This window comes from Spongiibacter marinus (assembly GCF_016906995.1).
GTDB classification, from domain to species: Bacteria; Pseudomonadota; Gammaproteobacteria; order Pseudomonadales; family Spongiibacteraceae; genus Spongiibacter; species Spongiibacter marinus.
Genome location: NZ_JAFBBD010000003.1, coordinates 325,768 through 342,552, shown reverse-complemented (window position 1 = coordinate 342,552; position 16,785 = coordinate 325,768). Strand labels below are relative to the sequence as shown.

Genomic DNA, 16,785 nt, shown 5'->3' with positions numbered 1-16,785 from the left:
CAACCTGCCGAGTATTTTGAGGTAGGTATTGTCAGTGAAGGCGCACAGCGTCTCAAGGATTTGTGCGCTTATTTCTGGCCGAGTAAGAATACGCCAAAGTCACCTTGAGGATCTTTCCAGACCCGGTGAATTTCCATATCTGCCGCTGATGCCAACTCGGCAATACTTTGTTCGCTGTACTTATGCGAATTTTCCGTATGGATGACCTCGCCTAAATGGAAGTCCATCTTTTCACCCGCCACGTTAACGGTTTGCTCTCGGCAGGCAACCAGCTGCATTTCGATACGGCTGAGTCCTTCGTTGAAGATGGCCCGGTGTTTAAAGCCACCGTCAACATCGAAGTTGGCGTTCAAGTCGTGATTAATGCGCCGCAGAATATTCTTGTTGAACTCTGCTGTGATACCGCGCTTGTCGTCATAGGCGGCCAGCAGCCGCTGTCGATCTTTTATCAGGTCGGCGCCTAACAGCAATGCACCTGATGGGCCAGCCAGGGCTTTTAGCAATGTCCCGCGTCATGCCTCGCCCACTCGGGCGGGGATACAAGTGGATGCTGCGAAGCAGCGTCGACAAATCATTAAAATCTGTATAACTCCACATTTATGCTTAAAGCTGCCAAAGTACGCTATTACTTGATATCTGAGCAGGAGGAATTTCTCAACAGCCGGTTCGATCCTGCGCGGTTCGTGAACATCAAGTCTTTGTTTATCATCAGTACACAATACAAACGCCACGGCCTGAAGCTCTCCGCCCGTTAGCCCCCTTTCACGCGTAAGCACGGCAAACGATCCAGCCATCACTGCACGAGTGTCAGCGCAGGATGGAGCTTGATCAAGTTGCCGAAGATGGAATCGATCAAAGCGCGGGTTCACCGTGTGCTGGACGGGAAATTCAAGAGTATTATTATGTCGCGTACGTTGATGGGCAAAGATTATACCTCGCTGTTGATTGATGACGGTGCAGGAACACCTGCGCCCACGTAAACGGTTGATAGCGTGTTAGGCATCGATATGCGGTTCCCCCCATCTCGCTATCTACGCGGATGGTCACAAATAGCTAATCCACGTTTCCAGAAACGTGCTGCTGCAAACCTTCAACACAAACAAAAAGCGCTGTCGCGACGCCATAAAGGCAGCAAACTCTAAGGATCGGACAGTTCTCTGCGCCAATAAATAAAAGGAGCGTAGGTCTGTGACTGCTTCGGCAGTAGGCCGTGCCGGATGAACCGTACGTCTGCCAGTCTTCGATATGCTTCTGCCAGACACGTTTGCATTCTGCGTAGTTCATGCTGATTCTTTCTGATTTTGGTGAGGAAATTAGTGTGGGCAGTTCTAACGTGTGGCCTGTAGGTGCTAATTTATAACCGCTTACCCCTGTGCGACGTGTGACGTCGGTGCAGCACAAGGTATTGGAGACAGGGCTTGTCAGGGTTATCTGCTGATGTGACCTAGGCTGGTTTACCAAGGTCGCTTCCGGTGTCCGCTACCGTAATGAGCTGCCGGTGATCGATCCATTGGCATGGCTCGCACACTTGTTTACGGGCCAGTATTACAGCAGGCTATACAGGCAGAAAACGCGCGGCTGGAGCGTATTGTGGAGTCGGGAGGGTCGACTCCAGAAGCTTAGCTTGAGGTTTTATCGCTCATGGCCTGGTCGGTTCTGCTAGGATCTTCTGGTGTTGGTTTGGTTTTGAGTGACTTCCCTTAACTATGTTGGACTTTGAGATTTACGCGCCGATCTCGGTGCCGGTGAGCTGGCAGTCGGAGCGGGTGGTGGATAACGATCAACGTTATCACTTGTTGAGAAAGCGGCTGGCGGAGTTTGACTCGGTGACAGTCAGTGAGAATCCCTGGCCGATGGGCTATGGCTCGCTGGAGTATGATAATTTCCCCCTGATTTATCAGCCTTCGGCGGTGCTGACGATTGCCGGACTGTCGGCTGAGCCGGATGTACGCGAGGCTTGTTTGTATGTTTACGACAATTGTCTGGCGGTATTGCATGTTCGCCTGTCGGTGGTAGCGAATCTAGCCGAGATTGACGATCTGGAGGTTACCCAGCGCATAGAGGCGCTGTCGCAGCAGCATGTGTCGCCCTTGTTGCGGGTCCTGTATCGCGCCAAGCCCGAGGCGCCCATGATTGATCCGCGTGCCTACCGGTTTTTTGACAGCGATGAGGACGCGCTGTGTCACGGCAAGCCGCATTGGGTTGCTAGAATGCTGATCTGTGCCGAGACATTGAGCCCCGAGCATTACCTGCCCTGGCTGCAGAGCGTGGACGAGCAAAGCGAATACCTGTTGTTAGGTTCGGGCAACTCCCTGCTGATCGATGTGGCGTGTTTTTCGGATGTGCATCGCATTATGGTGGTGGCGCAGTTCCATGCAGCGCTGATGGGGCGCATTGAAGAGATGCTAAAAGAAAGCCTGCGCCGCTATAACAGCAACCATTACAAGGAGGGTGAGCACACGCCGTTGAGTGCCTTCTTTGCCAACCAGCAGTATCGCAATGACCATATTGAATATATCAATATTCAGGTATCAGCGGCGATGGCGGGCGTACAAGGGCGGCGCCGTGAACTGCTGCAACAGTTCAGTGCGGCCTGGGGTTTCGAAGCCCAGCGGGAACGGCTAAGCCAATTGATGATGCTGGCGCAGGCGCGCCTCGATCGTCTGCTGCAAAACAAGCTCCGTCAGCAAAACCGCAGTATTCAAACCTTGTTGGCCTTTCTGGGTTCGCTGGGGCTGGTCAGCCTGATTGTGGATTTGATTGCGGTGGGCAGCGAGGTCAGTCATGGCGAAACGGTGGGCCTGTTGGATCTGATCCAGGCGGTGTCGGCGGAACATCTGCTGGGCTTTACAGTTATAGTGGTGCTGTTTTTCACTCTGTATTTCTACCGTAATCATGAGTAAGCGCATTCGATTCACCGTGATTTTTTCCGCTCCGGCCTTTCCTTACAAGGCGGTGCTGGATTGGCTTGGCCCCAAATTGGGCGAGGCGTTTTCCGGCGCTTGTTGCGAAGCCATCGACGGCTTTTGGTCGGCAGACGGAGAGGAGGACAAGGCGCAGTTTCTGCCGGGGCAATATGAGGCGGGAATGCGGGTGCTGGTGTCGGTGACGCCCGAGCGGCGCGAGGCCGCGCTGTTTGAGTTGCAGGCTCTGTTGAAGGCCATGAACGACGAGCTTGACCTACCTTTGCAATGGATTCATGTCGAAGAGGAAGAGGTGACCGCCCGACATTTCAATTTGGCGTGAGCCAGAACCTCATGCCATCATCATCCGCAGTAGGCCCGTCAGGGCCGCCCGAGTCTTGATCGTGATGGGATCTAGGCGTCGTTAAATCGACTACTTGCCCTTACCGTATTGAGCCACTTTTTAAGCCTGCAGCTCCGCATTCCATGGCAAGAGTGCTTCGAGTTATTCGATGGTGACAGCATCCACATGATGGATATCGTGCGATGATTCCAGTTTGTTGGTCTTAGCCGTTTATAGCGGCGAGTAACAGATGGCGCTGGCTTTCACTCTCTGGGAGGTATCCGCATACAACTACGTTGTTCTTCCCCGAGCGAACGTCAGGATTGTATTTAATGCCCGGTCGATAACTTCTGGCCGTTATCAGTACGCAGTCTGTTGTCAGCTGCATAAGTGCTGTGGCGTTGAGCTGCACGTCTTGCACGGCTGATTCACTGTGCAACTCGACGATAAGGCTGCCGGGCAGAGAAGTGCTTCGTGCGCACCGCAATATCCGTTGCCCGATCAGCGCTGCCAGTCCCTCAGGTGGGTTGCAAAGCCGGTAATTATTACTGGGCAGCGCCAGGCACGTTTCATCGCGTAATCGCGTGGCGCGAATGTGTTGCTGACAGGCGGGGAGATCGAAATGCAATGGCTCTTGCTTACCGAGTGACCACAGCCAGTGGGCAGCACAGAGCAGGGCGTGCCCACAGAGCTGAATTTCCCCAGAAGGGCCGAAGCTGCGAAGCGTGATAGAGCTGTTGCGGTGTGTAGTCGGCAGCAAAAGCGCACACGCCGTCGCGCCGGGCCGAGCAAGATATTGCGTTGCCGTTGCGTGAATGTCTGCCGTTGGCTGAACGGGTACGACCCAGGCTGGATTTCCGGCACAGTTGGGGCCGGTAAATGCGTGAATGAGTTGGGGAGGGAGTGATGTGATTGACGAGCGCATCGTCAAAGTGTGGGTTATCTTATCGCGAAGGGCAAATACCGCTCGGGGCCACTGGTGCAGCCCCGAGCGGTAGGCTGTCATTTAACGAGCTCGCGACCGATGATGAGCTTCATAATCTCGTTGGTGCCCGCATAGATGCGCTGCACGCGCGAATCAGCAAATGCACGCGCCACTGGGTACTCCCACATGAAGCCGTAACCGCCGTGCAATTGCAGGCACTCATCAATGACCTTGCATTGCAGGTCAGTGGCCATCAGCTTGCATTTCGCGGCAGCGACAGAGTCGAACTGCTTGTTGATATGAAGCTCCAGGCAGCGATCCATATAGGCTTCGGCCACCGTAATGTCGGTATCCATTTCCGCCAGCTTGAACTGGGTGTTCTGGAAGGTGGCGATACTCTTGCCGAAAGCTTTGCGCTCTTTTACGTACTCGACAGTTTGTTCCAACACCGACTTAGCATTGGCAACGGCGTTAATGGCAACGCTCAAGCGTTCCTGCGGCAGGTCCTGCATGAGGTACACAAAGCCCATGCCTTCTTCGCCAAGGAGCTGGTCTTTGGAGACGCGCACATCCTGGAAGAACAGCTCGGAGGTGTCCTGAGCCTTCATGCCTACCTTCTCTAGGTTTGCACCTTTGCTAAACCCGGGTGTTCCCGACTCCACCAAAAACAAGCTAACGCCCTTGGCGCCGGCGCTGGGGTCGGTTTTGGCAACCACAATCACCAGGTCAGAGAGCTGCCCGTTAGTAATGAAGGTTTTGGAGCCGTTGATAATGTAGTCGTCACCATCTTTTACGGCAGTGGTTTTAATGCCCTGCAGGTCGGAGCCGGCACCGGGCTCTGTCATGGCGATGGCGGTAATGATTTCGCCGCTCACGCATTTGGGCAGATACTTCTCTTTCTGTGCCTCGTTGCCGTAGCTGATGATGTAGGGAACGGCGATATCAGAGTGCAAGCCCCAGCCAATACCGGTCAGGCCACTGCGGCCCACTTCTTCGTCGACAATGGCGTTGTAGCGGAAATCTGCGCCGACGCCGCCGTATTCCTCTGCCACGGTGGGGCTAAGGAAGCCTTGCTCGCCGGCTTTAATCCACAACTGACGGTCGACATGGCCATCTTTTTCCCATTGGGCGTGGTAGGGCGCTGCCTCGGTTTCTAAGAATTTACGCACCGAGTTGCGGAACATTTCATGTTCTTCTTCGTAAATATATCGTGGCATGCCGCTCATGGCTGACCTCCTTTGTGATAGATTTTGACCTTATTTTCCTACATGTTAACAGGGAAAACTTTAAAAGCCACTAGCTCCGCATACGCGCAGGAAAAGGGCTTGGATGTAGTACAAAAGGAGAAAAACGTGACCTTGTGGAAGCAAAATAGTGATGTTGAAAAAGCCAATGAGATGATGAAAAACACCATTGCCGAGGTGTTGGATATTCGCATTGAGGCGATTGCAGAAGACTCGTTGACAGCCAGCATGCCGGTGGACCACAGAACCCACCAGCCAATGGGTATTCTTCACGGCGGGGCGTCCGTGGTACTAGCCGAAACAGTGGGGAGTATGGCCGCGATGATGGCTGCAGAACCCGGTAAGGCCTGTGTCGGTTTGGATATCAATGCCAACCATCTGCGTAAAGTGGTAAGCGGCCGCGTAACGGCGGTTGCCAAGCCCATTCATATTGGCCGCACCACCCACGTTTGGGATATTCGCATCTGCGACGAGCAACAGCGTGATATCTGTATCTCACGGTTGACCATGGCCGTGATTGATATGCAGGTATAATGGCGGCTTTTGACGTGTATCTACCATGACCCCGGAACGCTACCAACGGCTCAGAGCCGTGCTGGATCGTCGCCAGCCTGATTTGACGGTCATCACCGACAATGTCCACAAAGGGCGTAATTTATCAGCGATAGTACGCACCGCCGATGCGGCGGGCATCGCGGAGATGCACGCAGTAATCGACGATAAGGACTACAAGGCTTTCCGCGGCACGGCGATGGGCAGCCACAGCTGGGTAGCGGTGCGCCGCCACCGCGATATTGCGGCGTTGATTACGGGGCTTCAGGGCGATGGTTATCAGGTTCTTGCCGCCCATCTTGACGCAGACTCGGTGGATTACCGCCAACCCGACTACACCCGGCCCACGGCGATATTACTGGGGGCGGAAAAGCGGGGCGTAAGCGCTGAAGCGTGCGCCCTGGCTGATGCGCACATCACGATTCCGATGATGGGCATGGTGCAGTCGTACAATGTGTCGGTGGCGGCGGGCATTATCCTTTCGGAGGCGCAGTATCAGCGCGACCAGCAGGGTTTGTACGATCGACCCCGACTGGATGAACAGACCTACCGGCAAACCCTGTTTGAATGGGCTCATCCGCAAGTGCGCGACTTTTGTCGTGAGAATGGCTTGGACTACCCGGCGTTGCGCGAGCAAGATGGTGAAATCGCCGAGCCTGCACAGTGGTATAAGCGCATTCGTGAAGGCTGATTTTCATCCCTCTGGGTGATGCCTACCGTTGCCATTTAACGCCATAGTGCCTGCCATAATAATGGGAGAGCACGATGACTGATAATGCTAAGGCGAATGGTAGCCCGGTAAACGCTGAGATGGATGCGGTAATGAGCGGAGAGCTTTGGGCGGAGTTCTGCGATCAACTCAAAGACGCTGGCCAGCAAATTTTGCGCCCTGAAGCCCCGCAAGATGCCCTGCACCGTGCCGAAGGATGGCGCTACCTCACGCGCTTAACGCGCATTGCACTGGATATGTTTGTCGAGTGCAGTGATCCGGACTTCCCCGACTTTTATCGCCCCTCGCACGAAACCGCCAAAATTGGTGCGGACAACCCGGATAACTACTATCAACGTGCTGAGATCAATGGCGCTCACGACTATCGAATTCGCGGAAGCCGCGGCAGTGTCGCGTATCTGGGCTTCATCGCGATTGCTGGCGGCTATGAGGAAGAAGACGGCAATATGCGCTCGGTCGCGGCGCTGGATACCCATGGCGGTTTGGAAGTGAATGACGATGGCAGCATCGACATTATTCTGTCCCGTAAACCTCACCCCGGGAATTGGTTGGCGATCACCGGGGACACCGTGGCGGTGCTAGTGCGCCAGACGTTTCTTGACCGGAAAACCGAAGTCGCGGCTGATCTGATTATTGAGCGCCTCAACCGCGACGGCGCTAAGCCAGCGCCCCTGAACGCTGCAGAGTTCGCTCAAAAACTGCGCAGCACGGCGGCCTTTGTCAAGGGCACCGCCACCCTGTTCGCCGACTGGGCCGAGGGCTTTAAAGCGCAGCCCAATAGCCTTCCTGCCGCCGACCAAGCCTACTGCCAAAAACTGGGTGGCGACCCCAATATCTATTACTACCACGGCTATTTCTGTCTGGCAGACGATGAAGCGCTAGTGATCGAAGTCGACGATATTCCCGATTGCGACAATTGGAATTTCCAGCTCAACAATTACTGGATGGAGTCGCTGGAATACCGCTACGTCGATATCCATGTGAATAAACATACCGCGCAGTATCGCGACGATGGCAGCGTGCGCATAGTCGTCGCGGCTCGCGATCCGGGCTGCGCGAATTGGTTAGATACCACGGGACACCGAGAGGGCACCATGGCCTTTCGCTGGATTGGTGCCGCACACATCACTGACCCGCGCTGCAGCGTGGTAAAAATCGACACACTACAATAACAATCGCGAAACGAGTAAGGAAAGCACCATGACAGAGCAGGCAATTCCGCAGGTGGATCTCAGTGTTGATTCGCTTTTACAAGCAGCCACCGAGGCAACGGGCGGTTTACGCGATTTTGGCGACGAGTCATTTCGCGAGCCAATGGCGGTGTTGGTAAAGGCGTTAAACGAAGAAGCCAAGCTCAATGCTGCCGGCCGCTTCGGGCAGTATCAACGCATTCTGAATATTTTGATTAACCGTCTGAGAATGGAAGCCTGGATTAGCAAGCACCCGGAAATTCTCGACGAGAAAGTGCTATCACCGGTGGTGATTATCGGTTTGCAGCGCACGGGATCGACATACACCCATCGCATTTTGGCCAGTGACCAGCGCTTTTATGCGCCACTTTGGTATGAAGTGCGTAACCCCGCGCCAGCGCTGGATTGGGATTTTAGCGGCAAGGACCCAAGGATTACTTCGGCAGAGCAGGAGATTGCGGCGATGCTGGAGGCTAACCCAGAGATCGCGGCCATTCACCCTATGGATCCGGTGGGTGCCGATGAGGATATTTTGCTGCTGGAGCACAGCTTTTACAGCACGATCCCCGACGCGTTTTGCAATGTTCCCAGTTACGGGGAGTGGAACGACAGCCACGACAATACCCCAGCCTATGAGTATTTGAAGCGCATGCTGCAGTTTTTGCAGTGGCAGAAAAAACGCAATGGCCAGCAGGCTGAACGCTGGTTGCTGAAAACGCCTCACCACTTGCACCATATCGCCGTCTTGTTGAAGGTTTTTCCCGACGCCAAAATCGTGCAGACCCACCGCGACCCGCTGCAAACCATTCCGTCGGCAGCCAGTATGAACTACAACCTGTGGATTATGGGCAGCGACGATGTGGACCCAACGGTGGTAGGCGAACAATGGGCAAAAAAATACGCCCGGGGTACGCTGCACACCATGGCAACACGGGAGCAATATCCCGACGCTTTTCTTGACGTGTGGTACAAAGACACGATTAGCGACCCGCTGAAGAGCATGGAGTCGGTGTATCAATTTATTGGAATGGCATTCACCGATGAGGCACGCGACGCTATGGAGCGTTACCGTGAGGACAATAAACGCGACGCACGTCCCGCCCATGAGTACACGCTAGCGCAATTCGGTTTTACCGAGTCGCAGTTGAAAGAGATGTTTGCCGACTACCGTGCCAAATACCTTTAACGCGGCGACTAGCGTTGGCGGCGGCAGAGTTCTATCCAGTAGTTCACTGCCGCTTTTTCGTGCCGCTTTTTCGGCAGGGCGAAGTAAAAGCGGCGGCGCATATCCCGACGCGCCAATTTAAGTGGCACCAGGGTGCCGTTACGAAAGTCATTTTGCAGTACCACCTGTGATAGGCAGCCAATACCCAGGCCCGACTCCACGGCGCTTTTTATCGCCTCGTTGTGGCGAAATTCCCGGTAAATATTAATTTCCGGCAGCAGCCCTGCCAGTGCTCTGTCGAAGGTGTGTCGCGCGCCTGAATCCGGTTCGCGCAAAATCCACCTAGCACTTTTTATGTCCTTGTTGCTAAGGCTTTGCTGCTTGGCAAGGGGATGCGCGGCGCTGCAGAAAACGATCAGCTCATCCTCCATCCACGGGATCAACTCCAGCTCTCTGTGCTGAACCTCCCGTTCGATCATGCCAACGTCGACCTCGTAATTGAGAACCTTCTGAACGATTTCGGGGGTATTGGCCGTGTCGAGTTCTACATCTGCATCGGGGTAGTGGCTCAGGTAGTCGGCGAGATAGCGCACCACCAGATGGTTGCCAATGGTAAAGCTGGCGCCGACCTTCAAGTGCCCGAACTCGCCGTGGCGTTGCAGCAGTTGCTCAAACTGCTGTGCGTGCGCGTACAGTGTTTCCGCCTCTTTGCGCAGGCTGTGGCCGACCGGGTTTAACGACAGTTTGTTGCCCTGGCGCTCAAACAGCGACACGCCGTAGTTTCGCTCTAAGGCTTGCAGCGCTGCGCTGGCCGCAGATTGAGACAGGCTAAGCTCAGCCGCGGCCTTGGATACGTTTTCATGGCGGGCGACGGCGAGGAAGATACTGAGTTGGCGCAGACTGTAGTTCATAGGCTAAGCGTAGCGTGTTCGCGCTAATCCCGCTATCGATAAAATCGATACTGAGTATAGCAATAAGCCGTTTTACTTGTTGGTGGGGCAGTCGTATCATTGCCGCCAATTCTGACTGGCCGGTTCGGCTGGTCTACTTTTGACGCTATCTCAAGTGTGGAGATCACCATGACCGAAGTGAAGGCTACGAATGTTCACTGGCACGACGGCGAAGTTAGCCGTGAAGACCGCAATGCACTGTTGAAGCAAAAAGGTGCCACGCTGTGGTTCACCGGCTTGTCTGGCAGCGGCAAGAGTACTGTTGCCGTGGCGTTGGAAAAAGCGCTGATGCAGCAGGGTCACCTTTGCTATCGCCTGGATGGCGACAATATCCGCATGGGTATTAACAAGAACCTGGGCTTTAGTGCAGAAGATCGCGCAGAAAATATTCGCCGCATTGGTGAAGTGTCGAAATTATTTGTCGACACAGGCGTAATCGTACTGAGCAGTTTTGTCAGCCCTTACCGCGAAGATCGCGATGCGGTGCGCGCGCTGCATGACGAGAGCGATATGGCGTTCATCGAGGTATACGTGAACGTGCCGTTGGAAGTGGCTGAAGAGCGCGACCCCAAAGGCCTGTATAAGAAAGCCCGTGCAGGTGAGATCAAAAACTTCACTGGTATTGATGACCCCTACGAGGCACCGGAAAGCCCAGAACTGGTTCTCAATAGCCACGAGCTGAGCCTGGACGAAGAAGTAGAGGTTCTGCTGAATATGCTGAAAGAGCGCGGCATTATTTAAGCCCAATTTGATCAGCAACTGAACGAGAAGACACCACCAAATTACGGAGTTTTATGATGATTAAGCCCCATGGCGCTGATGAACTTAAGCCGCTGTTTGTTTACGACACCGAGAAACACCACGCACTCAATGCCGAGGCGGAAACCCTGCCTTCTATTATTGTAAGCTCTGCCGCTGCGGCTAACGCGGTGATGCTGGGTGCCGGGTACTTCACCCCGCTGACTGGCTACATGAACCTGGCAGACTCTCTAAGTGTGGCTGAGAAGCTTCACACCGCAGAAGGCCTGTTTTGGCCCGTGCCCGTTGTTAACCTGGTGCAAGATGCGCAAGGCATTGAAGCGGGAAGCCGAATCGCGCTGCGCGACCCCAATGTTGAGGGCAATCCCGTATTGGCGATTATGGATGTAGACGCTGTTGAGTCGGTTAGCGACGAGCAGATCGACTTCATGGCTGAGAACATCTTTGGCACCTTGGATGCTGAGCACCCCGGTGTGAAGACCTTCAAGTCTTTGGGCAATACCTTGCTGTCAGGCCCGATCCAAGTGCTTAACTTCAGCTACTTCCAGGCTGACTTCCCGGATACTTTCCGCACGGCAGTTGAAATTCGTAACGAGATTTCAGAGCGTGGCTGGGAAAAAGTGGTTGCTTTCCAAACGCGTAACCCAATGCACCGCGCGCACGAAGAGCTGTGCCGCATGGCGATGGAAGACCTGGGTACCGATGGCATCCTTATTCACATGCTGCTCGGTAAATTGAAGGCCGGAGATATCCCCGCTCACGTGCGTGATGCGGCGATCCGCAAAATGGTTGAAGTTTACTTCCCCAAGAACACGGTAATGATTACCGGCTACGGTTTCGACATGCTCTACGCTGGCCCACGCGAGGCGGTATTGCATGCGGTGTTCCGCCAGAACTGTGGCTGTACGCACTTGATTGTTGGTCGCGACCACGCCGGTGTGGGTGACTACTACGGTGGTTTCGATGCGCAGACAATTTTCGATGAGAAAGTACCTGAAGGGGCGCTGGAAATTGATATCTACCGCGCCGACCACACAGCTTACTCGAAGAAGTTGAATAAAGTAGTGATGATGCGCGATGCGCCGGATCACAATAAAGAGGACTTCGTATTGCTGTCCGGCACTAAGGTTCGTGAAATGCTGGGTAATGGCATTGCGCCACCACCAGAGTTTTCACGCCCTGAAGTGGCTCAGATTCTGATGGACTACTATCAGATCGAAGGTTAATTAGACGCCTTTACAAAATAAAAGCCCCGCGGTGATGTCACCGCGGGGCTTTTTTATTTCGGGCAGCTTTTTTGTGTTGGTCAGCTGTTCGCGTGGCGGCTAAAAATAGAAGCCGACGTTGATGTTAAAGCGCGTGTTGCTGTTGCCGGCATTGGCGGCCATGCTACTGCCAATAAATGGCTGGTTTTCACCGTGTATCAAGTCGATGTAGGTGAATAGGCTGCCCTTGCTAACTGAGGCTCCCAGGACATGCATGCGCGTGTCGTCGAGGTCGGCGGACTTACCACTGACGACGCTGTTGTCTAAGTAGACGGTGATAGCGTCAATGCCGTCGACAGGCGCATCAAAGCGATAGGCGATATTAGCACTGTGGATGTCGGCCGACGCGGCGATAGTATCAAAGAAGGAGTAGGCACCCACCACCATAAGCTCCGATCCATCGTCCGGGTTGTATTCATAATGACCGCTGGTGAGCTGCAGATTCCACGCTCCGAACTGGCCATTCATATGCAGAGCGAAGGCGCTGTAGTCGCCTGCAGAGGTCTCCTGGTCGTCATGGAGCTGGCCGTGCAGGGCAGAGAATCCGACTTGCAGGCTGTCGTTAGGCTGATCCAGCAGGTCGCTCGCGACCCGCCACACCAGCGTGTTGGTTTCGGCCAGTGCACCCGAAGCGCTGGGGGCGTCATAGATGCCCTGGCCGGGCTGGCGGCTGCCGACAATGTCGTAGGAGTAGCGGTCACTGCGATTGTCAACGTAGCCGTCAATGCCGCCCTGTTCATCATTCTTAAACAGCGCAATTTGGCTTTCTAGATGCTCGCCTTGGTAGAGAAATTTAATGCCGAAGTCGTAGTCATCTTCCAGCCCCAAATAGTAATTACTGCTGAAGAAAAAACTGTGGGAGTTGTAGGGAAGGTTGCCGAAAGGTAGCTGAGTAATACCCAGCTGTACTTGCCACTCAGGGTTTATTTGATAGCCGAGCCAGGCGTGGTGGACCACTTCCATATACTCGTAGTAGCGCAGCTCGGCGGAAAGCAGGATATTGTCGACACTGCCATCAAAATTGATGCGTACCGTGTCCAGGTCGATGTCGCCCACACGTTGGCGGTTGCCGTCGTCGTAGTCTTCAAAGCTGTATTGGAAGCGCACCGCGCCGCCAACAGTAATATCACTTTCCGCTGTCGCCGTCAGTGGCAGAACGCAGAATAAAGCGGCACTCGCTAAGCGCTTTTTCATGTGAGTGTCTCCTGGCTTTTGGGGTCAATGGTTGTGTTATCCGCGCGGGCCATATCTAGATACAGCAGGTGAGCGTTATATTGCGAGAGGATGTCGCTAATAATTTGCTCGCGTGTGTAGTCCATGATGTCGTAATGCTGAGCACCTTCTGTCAGGTGAACATCCAGGCGGTAGAAATGGCGCTGCTTGCTTTCATCCATATGGAGGTCGGAAACCACAAACCCCGGCGCGATATGACTGCTGAGAAATACACCGTAGCGGAAGGTTTCCTCATCGCCGTGGTAGACCTTGAGTTGAATACTATCGGCCTCGCGTTGTACTCGACATTCACGGTCGTGTTTTGCCAACTCTTTACTCACAGCACTGAAGGCATCCAAAACCTCTGAATTGAGAAATGCTTTGGCTTTCTCTTTTCCTGGGAAGGTCACCATACGCTTCAAGCGAACCTGCCAGGGGACTTCGCCATTGGTCACACTGAGGTCGGATTGGTTGCGGGCGTCCAGCTTTAGGGCTTCCAGTCGCAAGCCTTTGAACAGGCCATAGCAAATAATCAGCATGATAAAGGTGAAGGGCAGGGCGCTGGCAATGGCCGCACTTTGCAGGGCCGATAGCCCTCCAGCCAGCAGTAACACAGCTGCTACGACGCCTTCAGTTACCGCCCAGAATACCCGCTGCCAGACCGGCGGTTCGTGATTGCCGCCAGAGGTGATGATGTCGATCACCAATGAGCCGGAATCAGAAGAGGTCACGAAGAAGGTGATTACCAGCAATGTGGCCAGCAGCGACGCCACAGTGCCCAGTGGTAGGTATTCAAAAACCTTGAAGACGGCAGTGGTGACATCGCTATTGACCGCTGCCGAAATGGCGCCGTCGGCAATGCCAAAGTCCAGCGCGATTGCGGTGTTGCCAAATAGCGTCATCCACACGAATGTGAAACCGACTGGCACGAAGAGCACACCCATCACAAATTCGCGAATGGTTCGCCCTCGAGATACGCGAGCAATGAACATGCCGACAAAGGGGGACCACGCGATCCACCAACCCCAGTAAAAGAGTGTCCATGCCCCCATCCAGTCGGTGGGCTCATAGGCATAGAGGTTAAAGGTTTTATTGACCAGGGTGTCGAGGTAGTGGCCGGTATTTTGAACGAGCGCCTGGAATAGGTGCTGTGTCGGGCCACTCGCGGCCATATAGACCATTAGTACTGCGGCCAGCATCACATTGAGTATGCTGAGCCGGCGAATGCCGGCATCAAGACCGGCAACAACCGAGACAGTCGCGAAGCCGGTAATCGCGACAATCAGGCCAATTTGTACCGGGGTTGAGATAGTGAGCCCAAAGAGATAGTTGAGCCCGGTGTTTACTTGCATCACACCGAGCCCCAACGATGTCGCCACGCCAAACATGGTTCCGAGCACCGCGAAGATGTCGACGGCGTGGCCCAATGGTCCGTTCATGCGCTCGCCGATAATTGGAAATAGCGCGGAGCGTAATGTGAGTGGCAAGCGGTGGCGAAAACCAAAATAGGCCAGTGACAGACCGACTACCGCGTAAATCGACCAGGCGTGCAGCCCCCAGTGAAAGAAGGTGGTTGCCATCGCTTCGCGAGCGGCTTCGATAGTCTGTCCTTCTCCCTGTGGTGGTGAGCTCATGTGCAGCACGGGTTCGGCGACGCCGTAAAACAGTAAGCCGATACCCATGCCTGCGGAAAATAGCATGGCAAACCACGAGCCGTAGCTAAAGTCCGGCTGGGAGTGTTCTGGCCCGAGACGAATACTGCCGTAGCGGCTAAGCGCCAGATACAAAGAGAAGAATAAAAAGATTGCCACGGCCAAGAGGTAAAGCCAGCCGAAGCTATCAACAATCCAGCTTTGGGTGCTGCTGAACACTTTCCCAGCTATATCGGGGGTACTGGCGCCAAAGATAACAATGGCAAAAATTAGAATGACCGAGCCGAAAAAAACCGGGGGGTTAATTTGGGAGAGGTCAACACGGCGTCCTGGTTCTGACATGGGGAGCGGGCTCCTTGTTCGGTTTTCCACGGATGCCTGGCGAACAGGTATTCACCGAGACGGTTTCGCGCGAGCTGATGTGTCGCGTATTGATATTGCCGATGACTGACAATGGCTGTCTGCGCAATACTCTTAGAGTGTAGCTTGAATACGGCAGCGCGCAGTGTAACGCGAGTGGATAAAATTTTCAGATAGGGCGGTTTGCGGACACAAAAAAAGGGGCCTGGGGCCCCTTACAATATTGCTTCTGCTGCGATTAGCGGTTCGGGCTATTCACCTGTAGCTCTACGCGACGGTTGCGCTCGCGGCCCTCGTCGGTGGAGTTGTCGGCAACGGGTTTGCTTTCGCCGTAACCCACCGCGCGCAGGCGACTGCTTTCAATACCTTTGCTAATCAAGTAGTCGACCACTGACTGGGCGCGCTCTTGCGACAGGCGCTTGTTGTACGCATCGCTACCTACAGAGTCAGTGTGGCCCGCAATGATAATGCTAACGTCTGGCTCGTTGTTCAGGGCCTTGGCGACATTATCCAGTACGGTCTTCGAATCAAGCATCAGACGAGCTTTGTTAAATTCGAAGTGCACGCCATCGATATCGACTTTTTGTGAGATCACACAGCCGCGGGAATTCACTTTCATTCCGGGCAGGGTGCCTGGGCACTGGTCGATCTTATTGGGTACGCCATCGTTGTCGCTGTCGAGCGGGCAACCGCGAACATCAACAGGTACACCAAGGGGGGTGCCTGGGCACTGGTCAATATCATTGGGCACGCCATCGCGGTCATCGTCGATAGAGCAGCCGTGGACATTTACTTTGGCGCCACGTGGGGTGTTTGGACACTTGTCACGGAAGTTGGGAACACCATCGCCGTCGCTATCCAGCGGGCAACCGTTAGAGTCAACGGGCGTGCCGCGCGGCGTGTTGGGGCACTTGTCGATGCGATCGGGCACACCATCGCCGTCGCTATCATAGTTGTAGGGCAGTGGCTCGTCGCCAAAGGGTACCGAGACACCCAGCATAAAGGCGTAGGTGTAGAAGTAATCGTCAACGAGGATGTCTTTCTCGTTGATTTTGTCGATCTGGTAGCGGGCTTCTGCACGCAGTGCCGCGCCGCCAAGGTCATAAGTAAAACCTGCAACGGCATCGTTGCCGAAGTCGGATTCGATGTCCCCAACGAATTCAATTTCGTGGTAGGTCGCGCCAACGCCGAAGTAGGGCTGCAGGGCACTGGCATCCAGCTCGAAGGCGCCGAAGGGGAAAAAGAGAATATCGACACCAGCGGCGGCACGCTCATAGACATCGTTCTTGCTGGTCTTAAGCTCGCCGTAGTTCATGTGGGCGTCGATCATGATGTAGCGGTTGATCGGTTTACCGATACCAATCTTGCCTATACCGCCATTGTCGTAATCTTCGTCGTCGGCAACGGTTGCGCCGAGCATAACGTGGCCACGCCAGCGGTCATCATACACCGATTCTTCATCGCTGCTGTCGGCGAGCAGGGGCGAGGTCAACGCCGTAGCAGCCATCGCAAGCGCAAGAGTACGCAGTTTCATT

The 16,785-nt window shown here is 54.4% G+C and carries 17 protein-coding genes; 10 read left to right on the top strand and 7 right to left on the bottom strand.

Translation table 11 applies throughout. The features are described from left to right. Positions 1 to 68: 68 nt before the first annotated feature. Complete coding sequence (locus HNR64_RS06150; protein WP_204995649.1) at positions 69 to 503, bottom strand: L-histidine N(alpha)-methyltransferase; 435 nt, start codon at positions 501 to 503, stop codon at positions 69 to 71. Positions 504 to 599: 96 nt separating this feature from the next. Between HNR64_RS06150 and HNR64_RS17605 the strand changes: the two genes are divergently transcribed. The 4 genes from HNR64_RS17605 (at position 600) to HNR64_RS06130 (ending at position 3,246) form a co-directional block, all read left to right on the top strand. Continuing rightward, positions 600 to 755 (top strand): helix-turn-helix domain-containing protein, encoded by a 156-nt coding sequence (locus HNR64_RS17605; protein ID WP_204995648.1) that lies wholly within the window; start codon positions 600 to 602, stop codon positions 753 to 755. 69 nt (positions 756 to 824) lie between these two features. Continuing rightward, a complete protein-coding gene (locus HNR64_RS06140) occupies positions 825 to 980 on the top strand; it encodes a hypothetical protein (RefSeq protein ID WP_204995647.1) in 156 nt (51 codons plus the stop codon). A gap of 726 nt (positions 981 to 1,706) precedes the next feature. After that, positions 1,707 to 2,903: a hypothetical protein gene (locus HNR64_RS06135; protein WP_204995646.1), complete on the top strand. Its 1,197-nt coding sequence runs from the start codon at positions 1,707 to 1,709 to the stop codon at positions 2,901 to 2,903. Continuing rightward, a complete protein-coding gene (locus HNR64_RS06130) occupies positions 2,896 to 3,246 on the top strand; it encodes a hypothetical protein (RefSeq protein ID WP_204995645.1) in 351 nt (116 codons plus the stop codon). The genes HNR64_RS06135 and HNR64_RS06130 overlap by 8 nt, the downstream gene beginning before the upstream one ends. A gap of 223 nt (positions 3,247 to 3,469) precedes the next feature. Here the strand turns inward: HNR64_RS06130 and HNR64_RS06125 are convergent, their stop codons facing one another. Beyond that, positions 3,470 to 4,252 carry a PhzF family phenazine biosynthesis protein gene (locus HNR64_RS06125; RefSeq protein ID WP_204995644.1) on the bottom strand — a complete coding sequence of 261 codons (783 nt, stop codon included), beginning with the start codon at positions 4,250 to 4,252 and terminating at the stop codon, positions 3,470 to 3,472. Next, on the bottom strand, positions 4,249 to 5,397 hold the full coding sequence (locus tag HNR64_RS06120) for an acyl-CoA dehydrogenase family protein (protein ID WP_027872743.1): 1,149 nt from the start codon (positions 5,395 to 5,397) through the stop codon (positions 4,249 to 4,251). The genes HNR64_RS06125 and HNR64_RS06120 overlap by 4 nt, the downstream gene beginning before the upstream one ends. Positions 5,398 to 5,523: 126 nt before the next feature. Here HNR64_RS06120 and HNR64_RS06115 point away from each other — a divergent pair, with 126 nt between their 5' ends. The 4 genes from HNR64_RS06115 to HNR64_RS06100 all read left to right on the top strand — a co-directional run bounded on the left by HNR64_RS06115 (position 5,524) and on the right by HNR64_RS06100 (position 9,073). Beyond that, positions 5,524 to 5,949: a hotdog fold thioesterase gene (locus HNR64_RS06115; protein WP_338061817.1), complete on the top strand. Its 426-nt coding sequence runs from the start codon at positions 5,524 to 5,526 to the stop codon at positions 5,947 to 5,949. A 25-nt stretch (positions 5,950 to 5,974) separates the two neighbouring features. Beyond that, a complete protein-coding gene (gene trmH / locus HNR64_RS06110; protein WP_204995643.1) occupies positions 5,975 to 6,658 on the top strand; it encodes a tRNA (guanosine(18)-2'-O)-methyltransferase TrmH in 684 nt (227 codons plus the stop codon). Positions 6,659 to 6,732: 74 nt separating this feature from the next. Then, entirely contained in the window at positions 6,733 to 7,869 is a 1,137-nt protein-coding gene (locus tag HNR64_RS06105) for a DUF1214 domain-containing protein (protein ID WP_239547638.1), read from the top strand. Positions 7,870 to 7,897: 28 nt separating this feature from the next. Beyond that, on the top strand, positions 7,898 to 9,073 hold the full coding sequence (locus HNR64_RS06100; protein ID WP_204995642.1) for a sulfotransferase family protein: 1,176 nt from the start codon (positions 7,898 to 7,900) through the stop codon (positions 9,071 to 9,073). Positions 9,074 to 9,081: 8 nt separating this feature from the next. Here HNR64_RS06100 and HNR64_RS06095 read toward each other — a convergent pair whose 3' ends face one another. Further along, positions 9,082 to 9,963: a LysR family transcriptional regulator gene (locus tag HNR64_RS06095; RefSeq protein ID WP_204995641.1), complete on the bottom strand. Its 882-nt coding sequence runs from the start codon at positions 9,961 to 9,963 to the stop codon at positions 9,082 to 9,084. A 168-nt stretch (positions 9,964 to 10,131) separates the two neighbouring features. Between HNR64_RS06095 and cysC the strand changes: the two genes are divergently transcribed. Next, a complete protein-coding gene (gene cysC, locus HNR64_RS06090) occupies positions 10,132 to 10,743 on the top strand; it encodes an adenylyl-sulfate kinase (RefSeq protein WP_027872737.1) in 612 nt (203 codons plus the stop codon). Between the two features lie 56 nt (positions 10,744 to 10,799). After that, positions 10,800 to 11,987: a sulfate adenylyltransferase gene (gene sat, locus HNR64_RS06085; protein ID WP_204995743.1), complete on the top strand. Its 1,188-nt coding sequence runs from the start codon at positions 10,800 to 10,802 to the stop codon at positions 11,985 to 11,987. A 99-nt stretch (positions 11,988 to 12,086) separates the two neighbouring features. Here sat and HNR64_RS06080 read toward each other — a convergent pair whose 3' ends face one another. From HNR64_RS06080 to HNR64_RS06070, 3 genes are all read right to left on the bottom strand, one after another. Further along, positions 12,087 to 13,220: a carbohydrate porin gene (locus HNR64_RS06080; RefSeq protein ID WP_204995640.1), complete on the bottom strand. Its 1,134-nt coding sequence runs from the start codon at positions 13,218 to 13,220 to the stop codon at positions 12,087 to 12,089. Then, complete coding sequence (locus HNR64_RS06075; protein ID WP_204995639.1) at positions 13,217 to 15,232, bottom strand: BCCT family transporter; 2,016 nt, start codon at positions 15,230 to 15,232, stop codon at positions 13,217 to 13,219. The genes HNR64_RS06080 and HNR64_RS06075 overlap by 4 nt, the downstream gene beginning before the upstream one ends. A 256-nt stretch (positions 15,233 to 15,488) precedes the next feature. Continuing rightward, the gene (locus HNR64_RS06070; protein ID WP_204995638.1) at positions 15,489 to 16,784 is read right to left on the bottom strand and encodes an OmpA family protein; all 1,296 of its coding nucleotides are present in this window, start codon (positions 16,782 to 16,784) and stop codon (positions 15,489 to 15,491) included. Position 16,785 lies beyond the last annotated feature (1 nt).